Origin of the sequence: Bosea sp. (in: a-proteobacteria) (genome assembly GCA_023910605.1) — a bacterium.
GTDB lineage: Bacteria > Pseudomonadota > Alphaproteobacteria > Rhizobiales > Beijerinckiaceae > Allobosea.
Genome location: JAAVVV010000001.1, coordinates 1,905,140 through 1,930,164, shown reverse-complemented (window position 1 = coordinate 1,930,164; position 25,025 = coordinate 1,905,140). Strand labels below are relative to the sequence as shown.

Sequence of the window (25,025 nt, the reverse complement as noted above, 5' to 3'; positions counted from 1 at the left end):
AGATCGACATTGATTCAATAGCTTGACCCCATCTGCCCTGGTATCTTCACCTCATGATCGAAGCAGCGGGACAAGATAGTGACGAGGTGGCGCGGCTTCGCGCGCTCGTCGCTGCGCAGGCTGCAGCGCTGAAGACGGCGCAGGCCGAAGCTGCCGCCGCCAAGGCCGGTCTTCTTGTCAAGAGCCTGGAGATCGAGAAGCTCAAGATCCAGATCGCGCGGCTCAGGCGCATGCAATTTGGCCGCTCCTCGGAGAAGCTCTCCCATGAGATCGAGCAACTGGAACTGCGGCTCGAGGAACTGGAGATGGTCGAGGCGGCGAACAATGCAGCCATCGACGAGATAGCTCCTGCCGCTGATGCAGCAACAGCCAAGCCGAAGGCCACGCGCCGCCCTTTGCCTGAGCATCTGCCGCGCATCGAGATCGTACACACGCCTGCCATCGTGAACGACCCTGCCTGTGCTTGTCCATCCTGCGGAACGGCAGGCAAGTGGCGCAAGGTGGATGAGGATGTCCGTGAAGTCCTGGAGTATGTGCCGGGCCGCTTCGAGGTTATCCGCCATGTGCGTCCCGCCTTCTCGTGCCGCACCTGCGAGAGCATGGCGCAAGCTCCGATGCCGAGCATGCCGATCGAGCGCGGCATGGCCGGACCGGGCCTGATCGCCCAGGTTCTGGTTGGCAAATACTGTGATCATCTCCCGCTTTATCGCCAGGCAGAGATCTTTGCCCGCGAGGGCGTCGAGATCGAGCGCTCGGTGATGGCCGGCTGGGTTGCCAAGGCCGCAGAGCTTGTCGCGCCACTGGTCGAGGCGGTCGGTGCCCATGTGATGCGGGCTGAGCGGCTGCATGCCGACGACACGCCCGTGCCAGTGCTGGCGCCGGGCCTCGGGCGCACGAAGACAGGGCGGCTCTGGGTGTATCTGCGCGATGAGCGACCCCGTGGCGGTCAAGACCCGCCCGCCGCGCTGTATCGCTACACGCCCGACCGCAAGGGAGAGCGACCGCGCGAGCACCTCAAGGCCTTTGCAGGATTCCTGCAGGCGGATGCCTATGCCGGATTCAACGAACTCTATGCGACGAGTGCCACGCGTTCAGCCGCCGCAACCGAGGTTGCCTGCTGGGCGCACGTCAGGCGCAACTTCCACGACGTTCACGCCGGGACAGGCTCGCCCCTGGCACTGGAGGCGATGACCCGCATTGGCAAGCTGTTCGAGGTTGAGCGCCTCATTCACGGCCAGCAGCCCGAGGATCGGCGCAAGGCTCGTCAGGATCTGGCGCTGCCCGTCATGACCGAACTCGCCAGCTTCCTCGACCATTCCCTCGCCCAGATCTCCGGCAAGAGCGACCTGGCCAAGGCCATTCGCTATGCCCGATCGCGCTGGGCAGCACTCACCCGCTATCTCGACGACGGCACCCTCGATATCTCCAACAACGCCGCAGAACGCGCCATCAGGCCTCTCAAGCTCGGCGCCAAGAACTGGTTGTTCGCAGGGTCCGACGCAGGCGGCGAGCGCGCCGCCGCCATCTACACGCTCACCGAAACCGCAAAGCTCAACGGGCGAGACCCAGCGGGATATCTGCGAGCAGTCATCACCAGGATCGCCGATCACCCCATCAACAAAATCGCCGACCTGTTGCCGTGGAACCTTATGCCGTAGCCGTCAGAGGACGCTTACCCTACACGCTTACCCTCTACCAGAGCGAAGACACGCTCGAACTCTGGGAAGGACCCAACGCGATCATCTTCGACGGCTGGTCGCTTCGCGTGCGCGATATGCTGACAATACGGATAGCAGCAGTGATCAGCGAAATCGCGAAGCTGCTGCGTTGGCCAGCCCTCGTGCTCGATGGTGACAGCCCCTTCAAGGACTATATGACCCTGGTCGCCGCGCGGTCCGGCGGTGCGCTGACGGTTGTTTCAGATCCACCGGGACCAAAGGCACGGCAGGTTCTGGAGGCGCTGGGAATCGAGCACATGCTGCAAGTTGTCAGCCAGATCGACGGTTGCGGCATGATCGCTGATCCGCAAGACGCGCGTGATGACACCCTGCAATTCGAGCGCGCACCGAGGCCCGGGGATGGGTACAGGCCGAGCCTTGCAAATCCTCCTCCAGTATCTGATGATGACGCTCTGATGGACGAGGCGCCTAATACGGATAGCCATATTGAAGCAAGCCTAGACGCAATAAGACGTGGCCTCTGACCCTTAAAGCGATCAGACTATGCGTCCGATTATGTCGCAGATCTCGCTGAGATAGCGTGCCTTTTCCGCGCCGTTGGTGCTTCTGCGCTGGAATTGCGGGACCTTCACGAACCAGTCGCCTTCATCAACAAGGCGCTGTTCGACGAACGTTTCGATCATGCTCGCACGCAAGATCGAGCGTTCCGGCTCCCATGGTGCCATCGAAGACGCGATGACCTGTTCACGAAACGCGGAAAGCGCCCGGCGCGCTTCGGCAGGTGTGAACCGATCGGCCAGCCACAATTCTCGAGCTTCCAAGTCTCCGAGGTTGCTATCACCAGTCAGGCGCTCGGCGACGCTTGCCATGCTCGTTTTTGTGGCACCAATCTTATCGGTGCGTGGCGGAAGCACCTCACCTTCCTCAAGACCTTCCTCAAGAATTTCAGCATTCTCCACCCTGGGCATGCAGTCGATAGGGACTGGGGTCTCATCGTTCACACCGTCCGACATCCGCTCGAAATGCGTACGGAAGGTGTATCGGTTCGTCGCCGCACTTCCGCTTTTCTGAAGCTCAATCAGGCGCGCCACCAGGATTTCTGTTTGGCGATCAGGGTTGTCAAACCAATCGGTCGACCAAACCCGCAGGATTGACCATCCGAGATTTTCAAGGATGTCCTGACGCAGGCGGTCCCGATCACGAGCGCTTTTGCTTTCATGGTACTGGGCACCGTCACATTCGATGCCTGCTAGATACTGGCCAGGCAATTCCGGATGGAAAACGCCGAGATCAATCCGAAAGCCCGAAACCCCAACTTGATACTCGACCGCAAAACCACGTGCCCGCAAACGCTCAGCCACATGAATCTCGAAGTCGCTGTCCGGCTCCCTTCCCGTCGCGATACCAGCTTCACGCCCACCTCCTTCGACATAGGCTAAGTATTGCTGCAACATATGGACGCCACGCGAACTCGTCTCCGAAGGCTTGACGTTGCTAGCATCCATAGATGTGTAAAGGCCGATCCTAATGCGGGCTCGCGTGAACAACACATTCAATCGCCTGTGACCTTGTTTGCCAGTGATGGGGCCAAACCGCTGCAGAACCTGTTTCTCGCCTGCCTTCGGGCCATAGGTCAGCGAGATCAGAATATAGTCCCGCTCATCACCCTGGACGTTCTCGAGGTTCTTTACGAAGAACTCTTCGCCACGCTCTTCGACATTTTTTCGGTAGCGTTCGACGAGATCATCGCCGCGGGCGAGCAGATTGATCTGCTCGCGGATAAGCTCCGCCTGATCCGAGTTCATCGCGACGACGCCCATGGTCGGTGGCTTGGGATCGTCGGAATGGTGCTGCATGAAGAGAATGACATCCTCTGCGATCCGGAGGGCTTCAGGCGCATTGCGCCTTTGCTCATAAACTCCTTCAATCCTGATGCGATCGATCGAGAATGAACCCGGCAAGGCAGCAGGGAAGGTGATCAGTTGGCGACCCTCGGGGGCATAGATGTGCTTGTTCGAGAAGGCTATCAAGCTTTCGCAGCGGCTACGATAATGCCATTTTAGCAACCGGAGCTGCCGAAAGGTCTTGTGACAGGCTTCGAGGATGGATTCGTCGTCATCGTCCAGCGGAACACCGTCTTCATCGGTCGCGGCGTCATCCCCCGAACGCTGGAAGAAATCTGTCGGCGGAAGCTGTTTCGGATCGCCGACGACTACGATCTGCTTTGCCCGGAGCAGACCGCCGAGCGCGTCCTCTGGCCTCATCTGCGATGCTTCGTCGATGACCAGCAAATCAAACTCAAGCGATCCAGCAGGCACGAATTTCGCTAACGAGAGCGGCGACATCATGAAGCAGGGCTTCATGGACTGGATCGAACGGCCGGCCTGCCTGATGAGTTGCAGGACGCGGACAGAGGTTCGTTCCTTGCCAAACTCAAGCTGAAGCAACTCCCTTTCGGTCCATGTTTTCCTCGAACCGTAGTTCATGCCGGACACGGGCTGCCTACCGATGACCGCTGCATAGACCGTCTTCTTGTCGGCTTCCTTGCGTTGCGCGTCTCTGGCCCGAAACTGCTCGCGCAAGCTGCCCAACGCAGCACCTGTTGCCTTTGACAACACCGGATCGTTGCGACGGATCTGATCTGCCCGCTGCACGGCGACCAACCCAGAAAACAATTCAGGAAGTTGCTGCGAAACCAAGCCGTACTGGTTCGACGCTTCAATGAACGGCTCCAGTCCGTCCATCACACATTGTCCCCTCGCCTGCTGGACTGCCAGCCATTGCTGAAGTTCATCACGGCGGCCGAGAAAATCGGCAATTCTGGCGGCAACTTCGTTGGGTTGATCAATCGACCACGGTGTTAAACCGAATGATCGTTGCAGTTCTGCGCGAGTGCCTTCGACAGCGGCCAATGCTGCGCACCCTTCGGATCGAGCCTCAACGTAGCCGGCGAGAAAAGCGCTCGCACCAACCGCAGAAAGGCGTGAAACCGCATCGCCTAGGCCTCCTACTGACTGCACAGCCGCCAGCCAAGACAATGCCATTTGGACTTCGGGCCGACGCGTGCTGACGGTTTCGACAAGCTGAGGAGTTCCGATTGCCGAAAGCCGCTGTTCTACCTCGCGAAGCTGATCCGCCTCCAGCAAGACAGAATGAAGCTCCCGCCAGGTGGCGGTGAGGGTCGCAAGTGCCTGCTCATTTCCGCTTTCCAGCATGCGCCTGGCGGACAGCACTGTAATGTCGAGGTGTTGGTTCAACGTCTCGAAGCTCGCCGACCCCGCAAGTTTTCGAATGGTGTCAGGGAGTTCTCCCCACAGCGACAGCGCGCTCTGGGCGCTGACAAGCGGTTGGGCCAACTCCGGCCCAGATGCATCGAGGAGGCGCAGGACATCAGGCCCGCCTAGAGCACCATCGATCAAGCCGCGCGCGCTTTCGAGGATCGTTATGGCACCGGCGAAAGCCGTGATCGGCGTATCAAGCCCTCGCCAGAAATCTCCGAACAGCAAGCGGTGGCTCCCATTCGTGGTAAAAGAAGCCAGGCGGCGCACGTGATTAGAGAGATCGCGGTAGTCGGATGCAGGAAGTTTCACTGTCGAAGGGATGCCGAGCAGGGCGTTAACCTCGGCAACGGTCTTCGCATCCCCTCCAAATCCTGCAAGCAACCCGCTGATGCCAGACTTTTCCCGGATTGCGGCGGCGGCCAGCAGAGCATCGACCGACGGCCAGCGTTCACTGGCACGTGTGAACCGCGAGCGCCATGTCGTCTCGGCCTCATTGAGGGTTTTCCACTCGACCTCGACCGGCGCAAGAGTGGCCGCAGTTCCGGGTGGTGCTTGCAAGACAAGGCGGCGCAGATCGTGCGGCACCTTCAAAACAATGCGCGACAGGATCAAAAGCATTGTCAGCCCTGCCACCGGGAAGCCCTCGGTCAAACCCAGAGCAGACAGATGAGGCGTCGCCGCCTTGGCTGCATTTCGGACGGCATCAGCTTGTTCGAGCACTGACCGGGCGTGCGAGAACGTCACGCTCGGCGTCTCGTCCATGTCGGCTTCAGATAACTGAGGGACCACCCGCTGAACGATGAGGCGCTGCCCCTCGTTCTGCGGACTGAAGCCTGCAATGATGACAAGCGCCTGTCGCGCACTGTCGAAGGTCTCCAGCGCCGAAAGCACTTCGGTGACAGAGGCGCGATCATGTGCAGCCAGGAATGCGACGAGGGCCTCGTCTGGAATCGGGAGGGTTGCCAAGGCCAAAAGATCAGCGCTTGCCCGCAACTCCTGGATCGTTCCCATGCCAAATGGTGCGGCAGCTTTCAGAGCGTCCTGCAGACGTCCGAGTTGCTTTGCCATGTCCGCCAGCTCATCAAGCAACGGATAGGCGATCCCGGCATTCACGGCATCGCTATCGAAAAGTCCGGTCCAAGGAGACTGGCTGACTGGCCCGAAAGACGTCTCGAATTCGGCCCTCATGCCAGCATATTGCGCGAGGCGATCGCGGATTCGTTCAAAACCCGAGTTCGAGGTGTACGCAGCAGTCGGCAAAGACGTCTTGCGGAACTGACCAACGGCCTCGCCAAGGTCCGATCGCGTGCGTATCGCCTTCCAGATTTGCTCGAAAGGCTTACCGACATCTGTGTCAGCATGCAGGGCATCCAGATATTGCCGGATGTCGCGGCGGGCTTCATGCCACAGCACATCGCTGGTGGTGCGAGTGGCAGGCACGCTGTAGCCGAGCTTATGCCGCTCCTTCAGGCTTTGGATGACCTGCTTGGCTGACGATTTGTCGGAGTGCAATTCAAGGCAGAAATGCCCGAGCTTGTCTTCATCCAGGCGCCGCTTAACGACGTTGAGCGCCGCCATCTTCTCGGCAAGAAACAGTACCTTCTTGCCCGCAGCCAGCGCGTTGGCGATGATGTTGGCGATGGTCTGGCTTTTGCCGGTGCCGGGCGGCCCCTGAATAACGAGGTTCCTGCCTTTCATCACATCGATGATGGCCGAATGCTGCGAAGCGTCAGCATCCCGCACCAGATAAGGCGCGATGGTCTCGATCTGCTCATTGTCGACGTCGTAGTCGTCGGGTGGCCTAGATAGACCTGCCCCGCCGTCGCCATTGATTTCAGTGCCGCGTAGCACGGAACCCACGAGTGCATTCTCGACCGGTGAATTCGGCCATTTCGCCGGATCAAGATCGGCATACATAGCAAACCGCCCAAAGGCGAAATGGCCCAATGTCAGCCAGCGGCGTACCTTCCAGCCTGGCAGCGCGGACACGACCGCGTTGACCTCATCGAAGTAGTCCTCGATTGGCGTTTTGGCTCCCTCGGCAGGGTCGAACACTGGCAGCACCAGTCCCAGCGCTTCCAGCTTCTTGGCCAGGCTCATGTTGCCATCGGCTTGCTCGGACGTCGCAGCCAACGAAAAGACGATGTTTCCCCGGCCTGTCTTGCGTTCAGAGAGCTTTACCGGAAGCAGCAGGAGCGGGGCGAACAAACGCTTGCTGCTGTCCTTGGAATCCGCCCATTCCAGAAAGCCGAAGACCAGAAAAAGGGTCGACAGACCCATCTCCTGCTCAGACAAGATGGCATCACCCTGCACCTTGTCGAGCGTGGACGACAGGCTGTCCGGCCACTTCAGCGTTTGCAGCTTGCGGTCCTTGTGGTCGCTCTTTGCGGCCTTGGGCTGAAGTTCGATCTGCGGATCAATGCCGAGTGATTTGGCGTGTTCGACTGGTGATACCGTCTTGCGGTTTGGTCGCGGCGGCATCTGCAGCCTTTCGCGAAGGCGGGTGCGCAATCGGGTTTCAGCCTCGGCCAGAGCAAATTCGTCATCCCGTCCCGCATTTTCGAGCGCCGCCAGTTCGGTCAGGTATTCGAGATCGGACACCTTCGCGTGTTCAAGCTCGGCGCGGAACTCATCCGTCTGCTCGTCTGTAGGGATGCCTTCTGGTTCGGCAAGCGGCATGATCTCCAGCGCTGTGCCTTCGACCGCAAGCGCGCCATAGACCTCTTCAGGAACCTCGTCGACAATCTGCAACTGGCGCTTGGATGTGGCCCGATGCTTGTAGCTCAGCATCGGGTTGGACAAGCGCATGTCGAGCAGCTTCTCGCGGAGCCGATCGTAGATTTTGCCAAGGCGTGTTTTTTCGGCCGGATCGTTCGCCATGTGCTGTCGCTGCAGTTCAGCGAGACGTTCTGCAGCCTGATCTTCCATGATTCTGTATTCTGCTCCTGCTTTGCTTTTCAGATCGCTGATGAGGGTAGACAATCCGGCACGATCAAGGGTGTCAATCCGAATGACTTCCGTCCGTACGCTGGATGGCACCCGCGCTCCGAGCGTCAGCGGTGTCGGAAGCGTTTCACCAGAACGCAGATTTAACCCGCGTTTGCTGTTTGCTGTTTCGATGCTCATCGCCACTGCAGTTGATGCTTCCGGCGTGGAATGCATCGGGTGTTTGTTCGAACGCGAAGCTTGTTCAAGTTGCTCGAAGTGGAGCTTGCGAACCAGATGTCGCAGCGGTTCAGGCGCGTTCGCAATTGAATCGTCAGCCCCGTTGGACACGACAGCTTTCGCCAAGGCCAAACGACGCGCATGGCTCCTAGCGGTTGCCTCAGCATCTGCACCCGGAATTTTCGCAGATCGTTGCTTGGAAACGCGCACGGCCAGCGCCCTTGATCGGTCCGTGTCACGGTGCGCCAATTCTGCGAGCAATTGGTCAATAATAGTGAGGTTGCCGCCTTGCGTTTTGAACAGCCTTTCAAGCTGGTCAATCGAGAAATTGAAAAATGGCCGGTCCGGCATTTCCTGCTTACTTTTCAGAACATCACCATAAATTTCGCGAACAGTGCATGCAGAAACAGGTTTGCTCAAGACGGGTTAGCCCACAATCTGCAATCTGACGGTCACTTGCGTCATTTCATACATGCTTTGAACGCTGCTGCCCGTCCGGTTGCGTATCGACGCAACCACGGGCAATAAAGCACTGTGATGTCAAACTCGCTCAACTCCGCCATCGCCACCTTCGGTGCCTCCACCAAGGCCAAACTTTCCAACAAGGCGGCCACCGGCGCGCCGGAGGATCAGTTGCGTGCGCCGATGGAGGCGCTGTTCCGCGATCTGGCGGCGTTGCTTGGTCTGCCCGATGGCGTCGTCAGCCTTGTGGGCGAGAGCACGCTGTCGCACCTGAAAACCCGGCCCGACTATGCCGTGACGGTTCGCAATGCGCTGGTCGGCTACATCGAGGTCAAGGCGCCGGGCAAGGGCGCCAATCCGCAGCGCTTTTCAGATGAGCATGACAAGAAGCAGTGGGGCAAACTCAAGTCCCTGCCCAATCTGCTATACACCGACGGCAACAACTTTACGCTTTGGCAGAACGGTACCCTGCAGGGCGCGGTGTCGCTGGCGGGCGATGTCGAGACATCTGGCGACAAGCTCAGTGCGCCGCCCACATTGCTGCCGTTGATCAGCAGCTTCCTGACATGGAACCCGATTTCGCCGCGCACGGCCAAGCAGCTTGCCGAGACTGCAGCGCGGCTGTGCCGGTTGCTGCGTGATGAAGTCACCGAAGAACTGGAGCGCGGCAACCCCGGCCTTACCTTGCTGGCGACGGAGTGGCGCTCGCTTCTCTTCCCGAATGCCAGCAATGCCGAGTTTGCCGATGGTTACGCGCAGGCCGTCACCTTCGGGCTGCTGGTGGCGCGGGCGCGCGGCATCGAACTCAAGGACGGCATCGGCAAGGCGGCGCTGGAGCTGCGCACCTCCAATTCGCTGATCGCCACCGCGCTGCGCCTGCTCACCGATGATCCGCTGATCCAGAGCGCCTTGAAGACCTCGACAGACACCCTCACCCGCGTGCTCGATGTCGTGGATTGGCCGACGCTGACCAAGGGCAATCCCGATGCCTGGCTCTATTTCTATGAGGACTTCCTTGAGGTTTACGACAACGCGTTGAGGAAGCGCACCGGCTCGTATTACACCCCGCCGGAGGTGGTGGCCGCCATGGTGCGGCTGGTGGATGAGGCCTTGCGTGACCCGGCGCTGTTTGGCCGCCCGCTGGGCCTTGCCTCGCGCGATGTGACGGTGGCAGACCCTGCGGTGGGCACAGGCGCTTACCTGCTCGGCGCCTTGCGCCGCATTGCCGAGACGGTGGAGGCCGATCTTGGCCCCGGCGCTGTACCGGGCGCGATCGCAGCGTCGGCAGAGCGATTGATCGGCTTCGAGATGCAGTTCGGCTCATTTGCTGTGGCGCAGCTTCGCCTGCTGGCCGAAATGCAAACGCTAATGAGCATCAGCGCGGGTGATGGGCGAAACCTGCCGACGCTGCGCCTGTTCGTGACAGACACGCTGGGCGACCCTTACGCAACACAGACGCAGTTTTCCGGCATGGTCGCCCCCATCGGCGAAAGCCGCAGGCAGGCCAACGAGATCAAGCGCGGCGAGCCGATCACCGTAGTCATCGGCAACCCGCCTTACAAAGTAGATGCTGGCGGCATGGGCGCTTGGGTTGAGAAGGGAAGCGACACCAACAAGGAGTTGCTTTCACCCATGGACCGCTGGGTTCCTCCTACCCAATGGGGCGTGAGCGCTCACACGAAGCACCTGAAAAACCTCTACGTCTTTTTCTGGCGCTGGGCGACATTGAAGGTTTTTGGCAGCGGCTGGGCAGATGCAACACAGGAACCTGACGAAGATCGAGCAGGCATCATCTGCTTCATCACGGCTTCCGGCTTCTTGAACGGGCCAGGCTTTCAAAAGATGCGGGATGATCTTCGCCGCGATTGCAGCGAAATTTGGGTTGTGGACTGCTCGCCTGAGGGTCACCAGCCTGTATTGGCCACGCGCATCTTTCAGGGCGTTCAGCAGCCTGTCTGCATCGTGCTGGCCTTACGCAAACGCGCAAAAGACCGCTCGAAACCAGCGCGGGTCCGTTTTCGGGCTTTGCCGGAAGGCATACGCAAGCTGAAATTCGATACACTTGATCATGTTTCCTTGTCGGATAGCGGCTGGGTCGAGGCGGACAAGGACTGGACGGCCTCATTCCTGCCAGCGCGCAAAGGCGACTGGTCGCTTTTACCCCTCTCGCGGAGATGTTCGCTTGGTCAAGCCCCGGCGTGAAAACGCATCGCACCTGGGTCATAGCGCCAGATGTGAGATCGCTCGAAGATCGCTGGAACACGTTGCGGGGCGAGAAGGATCCTATCCGCAAGGATGCGCTGTTTCATTCGGATGACAGCCGCAGCATCAATACGGTAGTCAAAAAGCAAATGGGGTCATTTCCGATACGGCAATCAACCATTGCAGAAGATACGCGTTTCCTCGTTGAGCCAATCCGTTATGCCTTCCGCAGCTTTGATCGCCAATGGCTGCCGCCAGATCATCGGCTGGTCACGCGGGCACGTCCGGAAATCTGGGCGCTACTATCGGATCATCAGGTCTTCCTGACAGCAGTGGACGATGTTTCGATCCAGTCAGGCCCATCCATCTCGCTGTCCAACTGCATTCCAGACCAACATCATTACAACGGTCGCGGAGGCCGCGTTTTCCCGCTCTGGCGCGATGCTGCCGCCACTATTCCCAACATCAAGCCCGAGCTGCTGGCGCATCTCTCCGTCAGCTATGGCACCCTCATCGCGCCTGAGGATGTGATGGCCTATATTGCCGGGGTGATGGCGCACCCGGCTTTCACCGCGCGCTTTCAGGCTGACCTGGTGCGGCCTGGCCTGCGCCTGCCGCTGACCATCGATGCCGCTTTGTTCGCGGAAGCTGCCGCCATCGGGCGCGAGGTTGTCTGGCTGCATTGCTACGGCGAGCGCTTTGCTGATGCTGGCGCAGAAAAACCTGAAAACCGCCGCCCTGCCGGCCCGCCGCGCTTGGCGAAAGGCACCGGGCCGAGCATCCCCAAGGACGGCATGATCCCCGGCGCGCCGGAGCCGCTGCCCGACACCATGGACTATGACCCCGCAAAAAAGCGCCTGCGCATTGGCAAGGGCCACATCGACAACGTGCCGCAAGGCGTCTGGGACTATGAGGTTTCGGGCAAGAACGTGCTGCGCCAATGGTTCAGCTATCGCCGCCGCGACCGCACGCGCCCGATCATCGGCGACCGCCGCCCACCCTCGCCGCTCGACAAGATCCAGCCGGACCACTGGCTCGACGACTACACCACCGACCTGATGAACCTGCTGCACGTGCTCGGCCGCCTTGTGGCACTGGAACCGGCGCAGGCAGACCTGCTGGAGCGCATCTGCGCCGCCCCGCTGCTCGCCTCGCCCTTTGCCGTAGCAGCAGATGAGACGTGAAGTGTTGGCGTCATACCGGGGCGGCAACGCCGAGCCCGGAACCCATCGGCGCAAAGATGTCGTCATCATGACTTGATGGGTTCTGGGCCCGATGCAGTTGCATCGTCCCGGAATGACGGCGGCTGTTGGCAGTCGTTCCGACACCTTGCATGTGGATGGCAGGGCAACGCGGGCTTTTCGCCGGACAGGTTGTCCAATACAACCCGGATGATCCATTTCGGATTGGGACATGATTGACAGCATGGGCAGCAATGGCCCCGACCTCTTTGGCCACATGCCAGCACAGGGCAGCCTGTTCGGTGATGAGGACTTGCGCGCCCCGACGCCTGTGCAGGTCGACCCCGAAAAAGTCCGTCTCAAGCTGAAAGCCATGCTGGCCGAGTTGCGCGGCAGCGAACGCGGCTCGCCCTGGCCGAACGAGACTACCCGCGCCAACCGCTATCTCTTCCCGCAAATGTCGAACTGGCTGCCCGAAGACGAGCGCAACCAACTCCGCTTCGAGTTCGAGGCCGAAATGAAACGGCTGAACCTCGCGGCGTGAAAGGGCAAACGTGAAACTCGGCCGCATTCTGACCGTCGACATCCGTGCGATCTGGCGCAACGAATCCGCAGACTTCACGCCCTGGCTCGCCGAAGCTGACAGCCTCAATCTGCTGGGCGAAGCGCTGCACCTTGGCGAACTAACGCTGCAGACGACAGAACGCGGTGTCGGCGATTTCTCCGCAGATATCGTGGCCATGGATGAAGGCGGCGCCGAGGTCCTGATCGAAAACCAGCTTGAAGCTACTGACCACCGGCATCTTGGCCAGGTGCTGACCTACCTCGCAGGATTGCAGCGCGAGGAGGCCAGCGTGGTCTGGATCGCAACCCGATTCCGCGAGGAACACCGCGCAGCCATCGATTGGCTCAATGCCCACACAAGCGGCGGCTTCGATTTCTTCGGTGTCGAAATCGATGTCATCCGCATTGGCGACAGTGTTGCCGCTCCACGCTTCAATGTGGTGGCCATGCCAAATGATTGGGCAAAGCAAGCACGTCAGGTTGCACGCCGCACTTCGGGGGATACTCCACAGACGGAGACCGAAGCGCTCTATCAGGAGTATTGGCTGGCCCTTCAAGATGCCTATCTTGCCTCTGGTGAAAAGGGCCGCTTTCCCAAGCCATGGGCGCGCCAGTGGCTGCCCTTCAAGATCGGCCGTTCAGGTTTCTTGCTGGCTCCGAACCTGTACCGGGCCGACAGGCATCTCCGCTTTGACCTCTACATGCACCAGAAGGGCATGCCACCGAAGCAGGCTTTTCACGCACTTGTTGGGCAAAAGACCGAGATCGAGGCAGCGCTTGGCAGCGCGCTGGACTGGCAAGAGCTTCCCGACCGGCGCGCATCCCGCATCGCTACCTATCTCCGCAATGCCGACATTGCCGACCGCACCGACTGGCCCCGTCAGCATCGGTGGATCATCGACGAGCTACGGCGCTTCCGTGCCGTGTTCACCGAGCGCGTGAGAGCGCTGAAACTCGACAGCTTTGGCGAGCCAGATGGAGCCGACGCAGAAGCGGGCGTTTGAGGCTGGGCCTATGTACCGCCCTGCATGTCACGTGTTCTCATGCCCACACCGCGCGCGCCGTCGAAGATAAACTCGATGCCTGCGTCTTCGAAGGCGCGGCGAAGGTGGTGGAGCGTATTGTCGCCCGGAACTGCCTGATCAGACTCAAAACGCGCGATTGTTCGCACAGACACCTTTGACTTGTTTGCGAGCTGCTCGCGTGTCCATCGCAGCCACGAACGGGCAGCCTCGCATTGTCGGGAATTTAAAAGGTTGTTTACCATGATATGGCGTTTTTAATGACATATGGCATTTGATCGGTCAAGGTCTGGGCATTGGAGCAACCCGCTCTTCAACCCAAAGGACCAAGCGTATGCGTACCCAGACCAACCTCGACCGCTTTGTTGGCGGCAATCTGATCACCCTGCCGGAAGTGTCGGCAGAACTCGCGAAGCCGACTGTGATTGGCCGTGGCAAGGCGAACAACTCTTCGAAGCCTCCCGCCAATCCGGCCTCCCGCAAGTCGCTTTCCGGCAATCAGCCCACCAAGATCGCGATCCCTGCCGACCTGCTCGCCGCAGCGCGCAAGACGCTGGATGCCGCCATGGCCGGTGAGCACCCGGTCGATCCGTTGCTCGGGCCTTCGCTGTCGTGCCTTGTCAGCGCCGTGAACAGCATGGTCAAGCGTTCGGGTTCTCTGATCGAGAAGTCGATGTGTGCCGCACTCGAGCAGGCTGGCTACATCGTGTTCACTCAAGTGGCGCTGCAGTTGACCAAGGCGTCAAAGGACCTCGTCCGGAATAACGCCCGCGACACGCTGCGTGGCATCAACGTCAAGCTGGAGGCCCCGGCAGATGACGCGCCGCTGGTGATCTTCGACATGCTGGTGATCCACCCACGCACACGCCGCGCCACACTGATCGAGGTCAAGCGCGGCAATGGTGCCACCGAGATCCGCAAGATCGAACCGATCAGCGCGACCCTGCTTGCAGGCAGCCTGCAGGTGGCGAGCCATCTCAAGGCCAAGAGCATCAAGGTGAAGTCGGTGGATGCGTGCGTCATCGATTACTATGGCCGCTCGGGCTTCCCGGATCATCTGCGCGTCACGGGTGACGAACTCGACGCGTATTTCAAGGCACCGGTGAAGCCATTGGTCGATGCCGTTCTTGGCGGCGTCCGCAACCGCCTGTTCGAGTTCGTGCCAGACCTGCTCAACGTCGCGCTGCTGGACGCAAGGGGTGATGGCAAGGATGTGCCGGGTCCCGATCTGGTCGACCTGCCGGGCGGCGCACGCATCCAGCCGCATCACCTGCCGATGATCGAGGTGGCGCGGCAGGGCCGCAAGGTCGCACCCCGGCACGCTTCCGCGATGCACGCATGAAGGTGAGCCGCTGCTGATCTCACGGCCAACGGCCTGATCGGCAGCGGCTCCTCCCCACTCTTCCATTCCATCGAATGACCCGACGCAGCGCCTTGTCTGCGAACGGCGAAGCCTTGCCCGGAGTGTTTGCCCATGACCAGCAGCGACAAGAGTGATGATGATGTCCCTTTCGGCAAGACCGGCAGTGATGGCGCAGTCGGCGCAGGCGCATCCAGTGTAACCGGCAGCCAGGCGGCCAATGCTTCTGGTACGCCTGCCAAGACGAAGGTCCTCTCGCCCGAAGATGCCGCCTTCGAGGATCTGGTCGACGGAACGCGTGACCTGTTCACCGAAGCGGTCAAGGTGCTGAACAAGGCCGAAGCAGAACGCAATGATGCCGACCTGCCGTCGTTCGAGCCCGTGGACGATGCCGAAGCTGCGGCGATCCGGGCGCTGTACGACCTTGGTGACGACACACCGGTCGTGCGCGACACTGGAAAGTCCCGGCGTCGCCAGCAGTCGTTGGCTTCATTGCCACGTGATCGGCTTGCACCCAGTCCATATCTGACCGGCGCTGATCCACGCTTCGTGCGCGATGTTGCGGCCGAGTTGGCCACCGCCGCCAAAGCCGCCGATGAGCGGATGGTCCGCGACATGATCAGGCACATGGGTGCCGCGTCCGACAGCGCAGCAGTGGCCATCGAGCGGGCGTACGCCACCTTGCCACGCTTGCATCAGCTTTGCTGGCTCGGCCTGTCAGGTGTTGACACCGTGATGCGCCGCGCTGCTGCCGCCGATGTGGTTGCCGTGCTGCCGGACTTGGCCGAGCGTTGCGCCACCTGGATGGAGACCGTCCGGGCCAGCGATGCCGAGAGGCTCGGGTTGGAGCTTGCCGCGCTGCTCGACTGGCGCGCCTTCAAGGCGTCCGATCCGTCACTGTCATCGCTCGCCACCGGTGTGCTGCTGGCGAGCCTGCAGGCACCGCTGCTGCGCTCTGTGGTCATGACTGATCTGGTGGACGACGCTACGGCTGCCATTGGTCATCTGGGCCTGCGTGCAGCGGTCCCCGGTCCTGCAATCGCTGCCAACACGCCGACCTCGCCGGAGGGCCTGCAGGTGCTGCGCCTGTTCGATGCCGGGCTCGCGCCCTTGCCGCTCGGCGAACGCCGCATCTCCCTGACAGAGCCCGCGCGGCGCGTGGCGGCTGCACTGCGCGATGGCTTCGACGAATGGCACGGCGTGCCGGTGGAACTGAAGGCAAGGCTGCAGCAGGTCATCATCGGCATCGGCATGTTGCTGAGCGGCGCCACACGCCACCACGCTTCGCTCGACACCTCGATGCTGCGCACGGCGCTGGAGCACGCGCAGTCGATCATCTCCGGCACGGTCGATGCGGGGGGCAAGACGTTCCGCGCCTCGATGGAAGAGAACAACCGCAAGCGTGCCGATGAGGTGAAGAGCTACAAGCTGGCCTGTGAGGAACTGGAGCAGAAGCTGGACCGTGCCGAGACGGCGCTGAACAAGCTCGGTCTCGATCCCGAAGGCAAGCCGCTGGCAGCACATGAACCGAAAGGCGATGCCGACAGCGCGACGGACGCTGCGTTCGAGGTGGTGGTCTGTCCGATGATCGAGGTCAAAGGCAACAGCAAGCTCAAGGACGCTGTGCAGGGCCATGAGCACATGCCAGGGCAACCGGTGCCGCTTGCGCCCACCGGCAATCTGCCGGGGCGGCGCAAGGCTCTGCTGGCGGAGTTTCCGTATGCTCAGAACGTGATCGACTTTGTTATGGGCGATTTGACCTCGAAGCCAACCGTCACCATCAGACCGGTGCTGCTCACCGGCACGCCCGGCTCGGGCAAGACCCACTTCGCGCGCCGCCTCGCCCATCACTTTGGCTTGCATGTCTGGTCGGTCGACTGTGCCGGTTCGGACGGCGCGGTCTTCGCCGGGACTGATCGGCGCTGGTTTTCAGCAGAGCCAAGCCATCCGTTCCTGGCGATGAGCCGGGGGCGGCAGGCCAATCCGCTGGTGATCCTCGACGAGCTGGAAAAAGCTCCGACCAGGCAGGACCATGGCCGCATGTGGGACAGCCTGCTGCCCTACCTTGATCCCGGTAGCAACAGCCAGATTCAGGACAAGTGCCTGCAGGTGCCGATCGATGCCAGCCACATCAACTATGTCGCAACGGCGAACCGGATCGACAATCTGCCATGGCCGCTTCGTGACCGCCTGAGGATAATCGAGTTCCCGGAGCCGACATCTGATCATCTTCCGGCACTGATCGCGCCGCTTCTCGCAGAGCTGGCCGCCAGCCGCTCACTCGATCCGCGCTTCATCGCGCCGTTGAGCGAGGAGGATCAGGCCTTCCTTGGCCGTAACTGGCGGGGTGGTTCGGTCCGGCGGCTGTCACGCCTGGTCGAGGCCATCATCAACGCCCGCGAGCGCGAGATGCCGCGACACTGACCGGCGGCTGATCAGCGACGGACAGTCCTGCCCCACCTTCGTTCCTCACCAGCTTTCGCCACCTGACTTCGCCACCTGCGCCACCGCAGCGCGGATCGGGTGCGGCTGCGCCCAGACCTTCCCACCAGATCATCCCGGAGTATGCGTTCATGACGACCACAACAGACACACCATCACATCCGATGCTGCACGGTGCCACGACCATGACCGTGGCAGCCATGCAACCCGCGTCCGGCCCCATCGGCGCAACAGTGGCACCCGCGCGGAAGCCACTGCGCATCTGGCCCATCTCGGACCTGCATATTGGCAAGAGTGAAGGCTGGGGCGCGGGTCAGATCCCGGCTGCCGATGTCGCCATCGTGGCAGGCGACATTTGCGAAGGCGTCGTCGCCGCCGTCGAGTGGCTGGCGCTGCACATCCGCCCGCACATGCCGGTCATCTTCACGCCGGGCAATCACGAGTTCTACGGCACGATGCACGACCACGCCCTGCAGCGTGGCAAGCAGGCCGCAACCTTGGCGGACGTCAAGTTGCTGGATGGCGATGCGGTCACCATCGGCGGTGTCCGGTTCATCGGCGCAACCCTCTGGACGAACTATCTGATGTTCGGCGAACCCTATCGCTGGGCGTGCATGCAGGCCGCGCGGCAGGGTCTGAACGATCATCGCCACATCGCGTGGAGCAAGGCGCCCTGGCGACGCTTCAGGCCGGACGAAGCTGCCGTGCTGCACCAAAGGGCGAAGCTCGACATCGAGAGCCATCTTGTCCAGCGCCATGATGGACCGATAGTTGTCGTGACGCACCATGCTCCGCATCTGCATTCCATCCACCGGGATCACAGGGCGGCGCTGTTGTCGGCGGCCTATGCCAGCGATCTCTCGGAACTGATCACACGTGCAGGGCCAAACCTGTGGGTCCACGGCCACACGCATCTGGCTGTCGATTACACGATCGCGAACACACGCATCATCTCGAACCCGCGCGGCTACCGGCACGAACACCACGCCACCGGGTTCGACCCTCATCTGGTTCTGGAGGTCTGAGCCATGGCCACCAATGACAGCATTCACCGCATGCGGCGGCTTCAGGTGACCTTCGTAGAATTGAAGGCCGCGCTGCTCGAGGCCGACATGAACGAGCGCAGGCTGGAGCCCCACATGGTGCCGTGGCCCGCCGACATAGGGTTCGTCATCGGGCCATCGAACGAATGGCTGGCGGAGGTGATCCACTCCATGCCTGATGACGGTCAGCTGGATGATAACACCTTCGGCAACTGGGACTTCAAAGCCGTCAGTCCCGAGTTGCGTGAGCGGGTCATGGTGCTGGTTCGTGACCAACAGCGCCTGCTGACAGGCTGGCGGCCCTCGATGGTCGATCTGTCCACAGCACCTGTCATCACGCCGGATACCGTGTTCGTGACGCCCCAGGGCATCATCAGCGTCATCAACCTCGTCGGGCACGTCCGGAACGTGCCCGACGGCGGCCCTGACAGGCGGCGCATCACCAGCCCGGTCGCGGCGTTCGATGCGGATCGGTTCAGCTGGGTCAGGACCTTGAGCCGGTTCTACAGGCTGGACCGCGGCCAACCCGGCAGCAGGCCCAACGGCTGGCCGACCGATGGCGAGGCATCGAATGGCAACGACTCCGTCGATGGAGACGAGCGATGAGCGCCAACAACAAAGACACGCCCTATGGTAATCGACCCTGTCACCCGCACGACCCCTGCGCTTCTCTGGCAGCCTTCGCCTGCGAGCATTGCGGCGGCATCGCGCTGTTCCGCCGGGTCGAGGGCGGGTTCCAGCAGCGCCACTGCCCAGACCATCCTGTGATGCTGCCCGATGGCGCGATAGCTCCAGGGTCCTACCTGCAAGGAACCGGCACCCCCGGGGACTGGCTGGTCTGGACACGGTTGCCGACGGGCAAGCTCGACATCTTCGGGCTTGAGCTGCCGCAAGCCTGCATTCCGATTGACGACGCTGACCACGCGGAGGCCTGAGCCATGACCATTCGAAAACCCATCACCACCCTGCCTGATTGGGCCTTCAAGGCAATTGGAAGCACTGTCATTGATGCCCTGATCGACCGCACCGAGCATGAGATCATCATCATGACCCGGCGGAGTATGCCGGAACTGGTCATGATCAGCCATGTTGATTGGACCGCGCTTGTCGAGGCGAGCGCGAAACGGCAGGCTCCGCACGAACCCACGATGGCGGCAGAGGGACAGGCATGATGAATAAAGCGAGGCAGTTGAAGGTCAGACGCACGCAGGCTGCAGACCCTATCCTGATAGCGGCACTGACGCAGTTGCCGCCAGCGATGATGGAAACGGTCTGGCTCGGCGCGCTGCTCACGGCACGGCTGGTCGATGATGCACATGCCAAAGCAGCCCGCGCCATCATCGCAGCGCTGGAGCACATCCGCGCCAGCACCATCGACAGCGATGTCGTGGTGATCACCCCGGATGATGGGAACAAGTCTGGCCAAAAGACCCTTGCGCATCGGCTCGACATCCACGCGCTGCGCGAGGCCCTGATCCACGAGTGGAAGCTCGGTATTGCCTACACGGACGCGAAGGGCCGCGCTACGCAGCGCACGGTCTGGCCGCTCGATGTCGAGGACTACGGGCCAAACGGTGCGATGCTCGCATTCTGCGAAAAGCGCCAGGACTTCCGGAACTTCAGGTTCGACCGCATCACCGAACTGGCCATCGTCCAGCAAAAGCTCAATGCGCCCAGGCGTGTGATGCTGGCGTTCTACACTGCGCTCAGCGGTGACGATGAGTTTTAGCGGCTGATACCGCAGCGGCGACGGTCTGCCCGTTATCGCAGTGCCGCCAGAAAGCTGGTTGGTGTGAGGCTCACATGTGCATCGAGCGGTGGCCTGATTTCGAATGCTGATGGTTCACGGGCAAAATTCCAGACGCGCAGAAGCCGCCAGTGGTCGCGGTGCTGGTCGGCAGCGGCCAATTCGTTGCGCGTGATGTGGAACGGCGTGCGCTCCCAGCCATTCGTCGTTTTGACCTCGATCAGTCGGGCTGAACCCTCTGGCTCGAAGCTGGCAATGTCATAGCCAGCACCGTCGCCATCGTCGCGTGAGACCCAACGAACCTTGTCTGCCAGATCGCGGCGACCGCCGGCGCGCAAGGTCCGCTGCTCGTGGGCGAGTATCACTTCTTCACCCGCCTGACCAAGCGCGCGATTGCGGGCGTCACGCTCGGCCACATCGTACTTCCGCGCAATCAGCGCCACCATCGCAGGATCAATCGGTGCCGGCTGGTTGGAGAAGGTGGGCGCCGGACCAATCCACAGAGCTGGCGCATCCTCTGCAAATCCAGGCCGATGAATCCGCGATTGTTCTGACGATTTCCTGGCAGGCAAAAGCCAGTCGGGCCGCGCCTCAAGCCAACGCAGCACCGCTTCGACCAGCGAGCCCTGAAAACGGGAGGCGGGCTTGTAGCCCTCGATCCACGGTTGCCCGAGCCCCAGCAGCACCGCACTGATGTTCTGATGCTTGAACTCGACCGAGCCTTCGGAGCGCTTGTTCAACAAAAGCTGCAGACGCCGGCGATGCTCCGCTTTGACATATGGACGCCCGGCAAGATCAGCACCGAGCATCGCAAAATAATCCGCGACGATCAGGTCGTTCTCGGCATCTGTCCAATCAGCGTCAGCCATCCAGCATCTCGTTATACTCACCCATGCAGATTTTTGACGTTACCGATAAATGCCCATTTCAGGCTCTGGATAGCTTCGTTCATCTCGATGATGTCGACAACTCTTGGCTTTTTCTTGGTGCCATAGCGCCCGGTCATCCCACTTTCGGCATGGCCCATCAGAGCTTTCTTGACCTCTTCAGGCCAGCCAGCGGCGGCGAGCGCATCCTGAAAAGCGTGCCTGAAAGAATACAGGCTTGTTCCTTCAGTCTGGATCATCAATTTCCGATCACTGAACCTCGACCAGTAGGATGAAAAATATCCCGAGACCTTCTCGACATCGTCGCCATGCTCGCTGAGAACCTGCCAGATAAAGCGCTTTTGTTGAGAGCGCGCGGCTTCCACAAGCTTGAGCAAGCCCAGGTCGAGCAGTTCTTTTCGGATTGGGACCCAGCGCTGCCGCGCTAATGTCTTGATCCGCCGATCACCTGCGTTGGTCACTATCATACACCAAATCTGTGGCGCATCCGGATGTGGTTTGAAGCTATCCGGCCCCAACTGCAGAATCTCGGACGAGATCATGCCATGCACGCAAGAGATCAGGGGCAACCAGAACTGCACCTCACCGCAGGCTTTCACCTGCTTGTTACGATATCCGGTGGTGAATGTCGGGGACGCGAAGATGGTTGCGAGTTCATCATTGCTGTAGGGCTCCCGACCTCCTTCATCCTGCGGGACCTCGAGAAAGAGGCTTCCGCCAAGTGATGTCTCGGTCCAACCTGCATTCAGTGCGGTGCCGAGCAAGCTGGAAATGAAACCGATCTTCTTGTTGATCGTTCCAGCAGCATAATCTGTCGTCGAGGACAGATGATCGCGGAACGCGAGCAGATGGCGGCGGCGAATGGCTCCAATGTCACGCACTTTCGCCTGGACCTCAAATGCAGCGATAACCGAATCCATTTCGCGCAGATGAGACGGGCGGACCTTCTTCTTGACCTTGTTACGGTTCTCAACCCATTTCGCGCGACAATCTGCCAGGGTCTTCCCAGCCAGTGTTATTTCTGTGTCTGCTGTTTGTTTGGCGTGCCGCACGACTGGGCTTGGCGGCACTGCTGTTGCTGGCTCGGCACGAGCCTGCCGCCATGGGCCTGGAACCGTTTCAGGGTGAGGCTGATCAAGGCCTCCAATCCGCCCCTCTCGTTGTTTGAAGATGTCGAGATAGGCCAATTCAGCAGCCATGCAGGCTGCCATGAAACGGTCGAAATGAGGGTCTGTTCGCGAGATGATCACGCCAAGCCTGCGGATATGGGCTTGGACATCGCCAACGCAGTCCGAGGTGTAGGCTCCAACCGTCATTTTGGCGAGAACACGTCCACGCGCAATGTGCTGCTTGACCGTTTCGTCATCGCGCCATGGCAAGGACTTTATATCGGCGTTGGCACCAAGCAATCGGCCCGGAGCGCCGGTCAAGCGGACTTGCCAGTCGTCATTCGCAAGCGTCAGTTTAAGCCAAAGCGCCAGTGCCTCCCAATCCGACCACGTCCACTGCGCCGTATCGATGCGGGCAATACCGCCGATGTCATCGCTGCCGACGCCTTTTCTGATGCGCGCTTCGGCAAAACGGCGCTCCCAATTGCGGTCCAGCTCGAGTGCAGCCTCCCGCGCTTTGCGTTTATCTTGCGTCCCGAGGCTCCTCTGAATACGGGCAAATGGAAACTCGGCACGCAGATCTTCCGGCACGCGCCTGACATATTGGCAGACGCCCCGGCGCATCACGATGTGGTTTGCAATCATCTCATCATCGGTCATGTTATGCATCATGTTATGCATTGAACAGAAGTTCAATACGGCTCAAGAGGCTGCAAACATTGAAAGATTTGAGGTTTTTCCGCTGGAAAGCAGAAATGGCGCGCCCACGGGGAATCGAACCCCGGTCTCATCCGTGAAAGGGACGTGTCCTGACCGCTAGACGATGGGCGCGGGCTTGGGAAGGAGCGAGGCGCCCCTGCGAAGCAGCGTGGGTATAGTAGCGGCTCGTGACGGGGGCAAGCCCGAAATCCGGCTCCCGCCCCGGTTTTTTGCCAACTCGGGATTTTTCGCCGCAGGCTTTGGCCCGGCCATGCCCGCCGTCACGCTGGAAGCGGCGGCGCGACATCCAGAATGCGCAGCTCGGCGCGCTCGCCGCCACCCCAGCGATCCACTGACAAGGTGGCCGCCACATGGAGAGGCTGGCCGCGTGCAGCCAGCAGCGCCTGCCCCAGCGGCTGCTCCGCCGCACGAAAGGCGACGCCGCCCACGGTCGCGCCATCGCCTGCGCGCAGCCTGAGGCGCACATGGCCGGCCGCGCCGAGCACCTGGGCATCCACGATGCGGTGCGCCGCGAAGACGAAGGTGGGCTCTGGAGAACCAGCGCCGAAAGGCCCTGCCTGAGCCAGTTCCTCGACAAGGCGCGGCGTGGCAGCCCCTGCCGCGAGGCTCGCGTCCACGAAAAGCGCGTCGCCCGCCTCGGCCGCGACGACCTGCGCCAGCAGCGCCGCGCGGATGAAGGCGGCGAAACCATCCAGCCCGCCAGGCTGCAGCGTGGCTCCGGCCGCCATGGCGTGGCCGCCGCCCTTGACGACGATTCCGGCCTCGGCCGCGGCGCGCACGGCGCGACCAATATCGACGCCGGAAACGGAGCGGCCCGAGCCGGCACCTCCGCCTTGCCCGTCCAGCGCGAAGGCGAAGGCCGGGCGGCGGAAGCGCTCCTTCAGCCGGGAGGCGACGAGGCCGACGATGCCGGGATGCCAGTCGGGCGAGGCCGCCACGATCACGGCCTGCTCGCCGGCGGCAGCGAAATCCCGTTCGGTCTGCGCCAGAGCCTCCTCGACGGAGGCGCGTTCGATCTCCTGCCGGTCGCGGTTGAGGTCGTTGAGTTGCACCGCGATGTCCCGCGCCGCGATTTCGTCGTCCAGCGTCAGCAGGCGCGCGCCGAGGGAGGCATCGCCGATGCGCCCCCCGGCATTGATGCGCGGGCCGAGCAGGAACCCGAAATGCCAGGCTTCCAGCGGGCCGCCAAGGCCGGCCACGTCCATCAGCGCCGCGAGCCCCGGGCGCGAACGCCGGCGCGCCACGGCAAGTCCCTGCCGCACGAAGGCGCGGTTCAGCCCCGTCAGCGCGGCCACATCGGCCACGGTGGCGAGCGCCACGAGATCCAGCTCGCCCATCAGGTCCAGCGGCGGCTGTCGCCCCAGGCCGCGCAGGCTGCGCGCCAGCCCGGCCAGAGCCATGAAGACGACGCCCGCGGCGCAAAGATGCCCCAGGCCGGACAGGTCATCCTGGCGGTTGGGGTTGACCAGCGCTTCCACCGGCGGCAGCTCCACTGGCGCCTGATGATGGTCGAGGACGAGCACATCGAGCCCCAGCCGATGCGCCTCGGCGAAGGGTTCATGGCTCGTGGTGCCGCAATCCACCGCAACCAGCAGCGTCGCGCCCTCATCGGCCAGCATCCGCACCGCCTCGACATTGGGGCCGTAACCCTCGATCAGGCGATCGGGGATGTGGATGCGGGGCCGGGCTCCGGCGGCCGCGAGATAGCGCGACAGCAGCGCGCTCGAACAGGCGCCGTCCACGTCATAGTCGCCGAAGATCGCCACGCGCTCGCCCGCTGTGACAGCCTTCGCCAGCCGCGCCACGCACGCATCCATTCCGGTCAGCGTCGAGGCGTCAGGCATGAGGTCGCGCAGGCGCGGCTCGAGAAAGGCGGGAACTGACGGGCCATCGACGCCGCGCGCCGCAAGCACCCGCGCCAGCGTATCGCCGAGACCCTCGACCTGCACGAGCCGCTCGGCCAGCGCCAGGCCCGGCCCGTCAAGGCGCTGGCGCCAGGGCCGGCCCAGGGCCGAGCGGCTCACGCCGAGGATGAACGGGTGGGATGACATGGCCCTGCCATACGCGATTCGCGAGGGTCCGGGCGGGCGCATGTCCATTGCGGAACATCCCAAGGTGACGGGGACGGCTGATCGGGCCATGGTGCGGTCGCAGCTGAAGG

Annotated in this window: 15 protein-coding genes, 1 tRNA gene and 1 pseudogene; 12 read left to right on the top strand and 5 right to left on the bottom strand. The window is 61.7% G+C overall.

Features of this window, described 5'->3' with window-relative positions; all coding sequences use genetic code 11:
* The first annotated feature begins 53 nt into the window (after positions 1–53).
* Both HEQ16_09325 and HEQ16_09320 read left to right on the top strand, forming a co-directional pair.
* A complete protein-coding gene (locus HEQ16_09325) occupies positions 54–1,658 on the top strand; it encodes an IS66 family transposase (protein ID MCO4054236.1) in 1,605 nt (534 codons plus the stop codon).
* Positions 1,640–2,203, top strand: a complete 564-nt coding sequence (locus HEQ16_09320; protein MCO4054235.1) for a hypothetical protein — start codon at positions 1,640–1,642, stop codon at positions 2,201–2,203. Before HEQ16_09325 ends, HEQ16_09320 begins: the two co-directional genes overlap by 19 nt.
* 12 nt (positions 2,204–2,215) lie before the next feature.
* On the opposite strand, the gene HEQ16_09315 is transcribed toward HEQ16_09320, so the two are convergent.
* Complete coding sequence (locus tag HEQ16_09315; GenBank protein ID MCO4054234.1) at positions 2,216–8,545, bottom strand: DUF4011 domain-containing protein; 6,330 nt, start codon at positions 8,543–8,545, stop codon at positions 2,216–2,218.
* A 117-nt stretch (positions 8,546–8,662) separates the two neighbouring features.
* On the opposite strand from HEQ16_09315, the pseudogene HEQ16_09310 reads away from it, so the two are divergent.
* The 10 genes and pseudogenes from HEQ16_09310 (at position 8,663) to HEQ16_09265 (ending at position 20,130) form a co-directional block, all read left to right on the top strand.
* Positions 8,663–11,973, top strand: a pseudogene (locus HEQ16_09310) (N-6 DNA methylase).
* Positions 11,974–12,214: 241 nt separating this feature from the next.
* Positions 12,215–12,514 (top strand): hypothetical protein, encoded by a 300-nt coding sequence (locus tag HEQ16_09305; protein ID MCO4054233.1) that lies wholly within the window; start codon positions 12,215–12,217, stop codon positions 12,512–12,514.
* Positions 12,515–12,524: 10 nt separating this feature from the next.
* The gene (locus HEQ16_09300; GenBank protein ID MCO4054232.1) at positions 12,525–13,538 is read left to right on the top strand and encodes a DUF4268 domain-containing protein; all 1,014 of its coding nucleotides are present in this window, start codon (positions 12,525–12,527) and stop codon (positions 13,536–13,538) included.
* Positions 13,539–13,890: 352 nt separating this feature from the next.
* Positions 13,891–14,898, top strand: a complete 1,008-nt coding sequence (locus HEQ16_09295) for a hypothetical protein (GenBank protein ID MCO4054231.1) — start codon at positions 13,891–13,893, stop codon at positions 14,896–14,898.
* Positions 14,899–16,662: 1,764 nt separating this feature from the next.
* Entirely contained in the window at positions 16,663–17,340 is a 678-nt protein-coding gene (locus HEQ16_09290; GenBank protein MCO4054230.1) for an AAA family ATPase, read from the top strand.
* Between the two features lie 149 nt (positions 17,341–17,489).
* Complete coding sequence (locus HEQ16_09285) at positions 17,490–18,383, top strand: metallophosphoesterase (GenBank protein ID MCO4054229.1); 894 nt, start codon at positions 17,490–17,492, stop codon at positions 18,381–18,383.
* Positions 18,384–18,386: 3 nt separating this feature from the next.
* Positions 18,387–19,007: a hypothetical protein gene (locus tag HEQ16_09280; protein MCO4054228.1), complete on the top strand. Its 621-nt coding sequence runs from the start codon at positions 18,387–18,389 to the stop codon at positions 19,005–19,007.
* Complete coding sequence (locus HEQ16_09275) at positions 19,004–19,336, top strand: hypothetical protein (protein ID MCO4054227.1); 333 nt, start codon at positions 19,004–19,006, stop codon at positions 19,334–19,336. The genes HEQ16_09280 and HEQ16_09275 overlap by 4 nt, the downstream gene beginning before the upstream one ends.
* 3 nt (positions 19,337–19,339) lie before the next feature.
* Positions 19,340–19,573, top strand: coding sequence for a hypothetical protein (locus HEQ16_09270; GenBank protein MCO4054226.1), 234 nt, complete (start codon positions 19,340–19,342; stop codon positions 19,571–19,573).
* A complete protein-coding gene (locus HEQ16_09265) occupies positions 19,573–20,130 on the top strand; it encodes a WYL domain-containing protein (protein MCO4054225.1) in 558 nt (185 codons plus the stop codon). The genes HEQ16_09270 and HEQ16_09265 overlap by 1 nt, the downstream gene beginning before the upstream one ends.
* A gap of 32 nt (positions 20,131–20,162) precedes the next feature.
* Here the strand turns inward: HEQ16_09265 and HEQ16_09260 are convergent, their stop codons facing one another.
* The 4 genes from HEQ16_09260 to recJ all read right to left on the bottom strand — a co-directional run bounded on the left by HEQ16_09260 (position 20,163) and on the right by recJ (position 24,915).
* Positions 20,163–21,017, bottom strand: a complete 855-nt coding sequence (locus tag HEQ16_09260) for a DUF3883 domain-containing protein (protein ID MCO4054224.1) — start codon at positions 21,015–21,017, stop codon at positions 20,163–20,165.
* Positions 21,018–21,034: 17 nt separating this feature from the next.
* A complete protein-coding gene (locus HEQ16_09255) occupies positions 21,035–22,804 on the bottom strand; it encodes a hypothetical protein (GenBank protein ID MCO4054223.1) in 1,770 nt (589 codons plus the stop codon).
* 96 nt (positions 22,805–22,900) lie between these two features.
* Positions 22,901–22,975 (bottom strand) — tRNA-Glu (locus tag HEQ16_09250).
* Positions 22,976–23,124: 149 nt separating this feature from the next.
* On the bottom strand, positions 23,125–24,915 hold the full coding sequence (recJ, locus tag HEQ16_09245; GenBank protein ID MCO4054222.1) for a single-stranded-DNA-specific exonuclease RecJ: 1,791 nt from the start codon (positions 24,913–24,915) through the stop codon (positions 23,125–23,127).
* Between the last annotated feature and the right edge of the window lie 110 nt (positions 24,916–25,025).

Bases quoted from the DNA above. Each gene is read 5' to 3' on its own strand.
- HEQ16_09325 (MCO4054236.1), top strand. From the start codon at position 54: ATGATCGAAGCAGCGGGACAAGATAGTGACGAGGTGGCGCGGCTTCGC.
- HEQ16_09305 (MCO4054233.1), top strand. From the start codon at position 12,215: ATGGGCAGCAATGGCCCCGACCTCTTTGGCCACATGCCAGCACAGGGC.
- HEQ16_09295 (MCO4054231.1), top strand. From the start codon at position 13,891: ATGCGTACCCAGACCAACCTCGACCGCTTTGTTGGCGGCAATCTGATC.
- HEQ16_09290 (MCO4054230.1), top strand. From the start codon at position 16,663: ATGGGCGATTTGACCTCGAAGCCAACCGTCACCATCAGACCGGTGCTG.
- HEQ16_09285 (MCO4054229.1), top strand. From the start codon at position 17,490: ATGACGACCACAACAGACACACCATCACATCCGATGCTGCACGGTGCC.
- HEQ16_09280 (MCO4054228.1), top strand. From the start codon at position 18,387: ATGGCCACCAATGACAGCATTCACCGCATGCGGCGGCTTCAGGTGACC.
- HEQ16_09275 (MCO4054227.1), top strand. From the start codon at position 19,004: ATGAGCGCCAACAACAAAGACACGCCCTATGGTAATCGACCCTGTCAC.
- HEQ16_09270 (MCO4054226.1), top strand. From the start codon at position 19,340: ATGACCATTCGAAAACCCATCACCACCCTGCCTGATTGGGCCTTCAAG.
- HEQ16_09265 (MCO4054225.1), top strand. From the start codon at position 19,573: ATGAATAAAGCGAGGCAGTTGAAGGTCAGACGCACGCAGGCTGCAGAC.
- HEQ16_09260 (MCO4054224.1), bottom strand. From the start codon at position 21,017: ATGGCTGACGCTGATTGGACAGATGCCGAGAACGACCTGATCGTCGCG.
- HEQ16_09255 (MCO4054223.1), bottom strand. From the start codon at position 22,804: ATGACCGATGATGAGATGATTGCAAACCACATCGTGATGCGCCGGGGC.
- recJ (MCO4054222.1), bottom strand. From the start codon at position 24,915: ATGTCATCCCACCCGTTCATCCTCGGCGTGAGCCGCTCGGCCCTGGGC.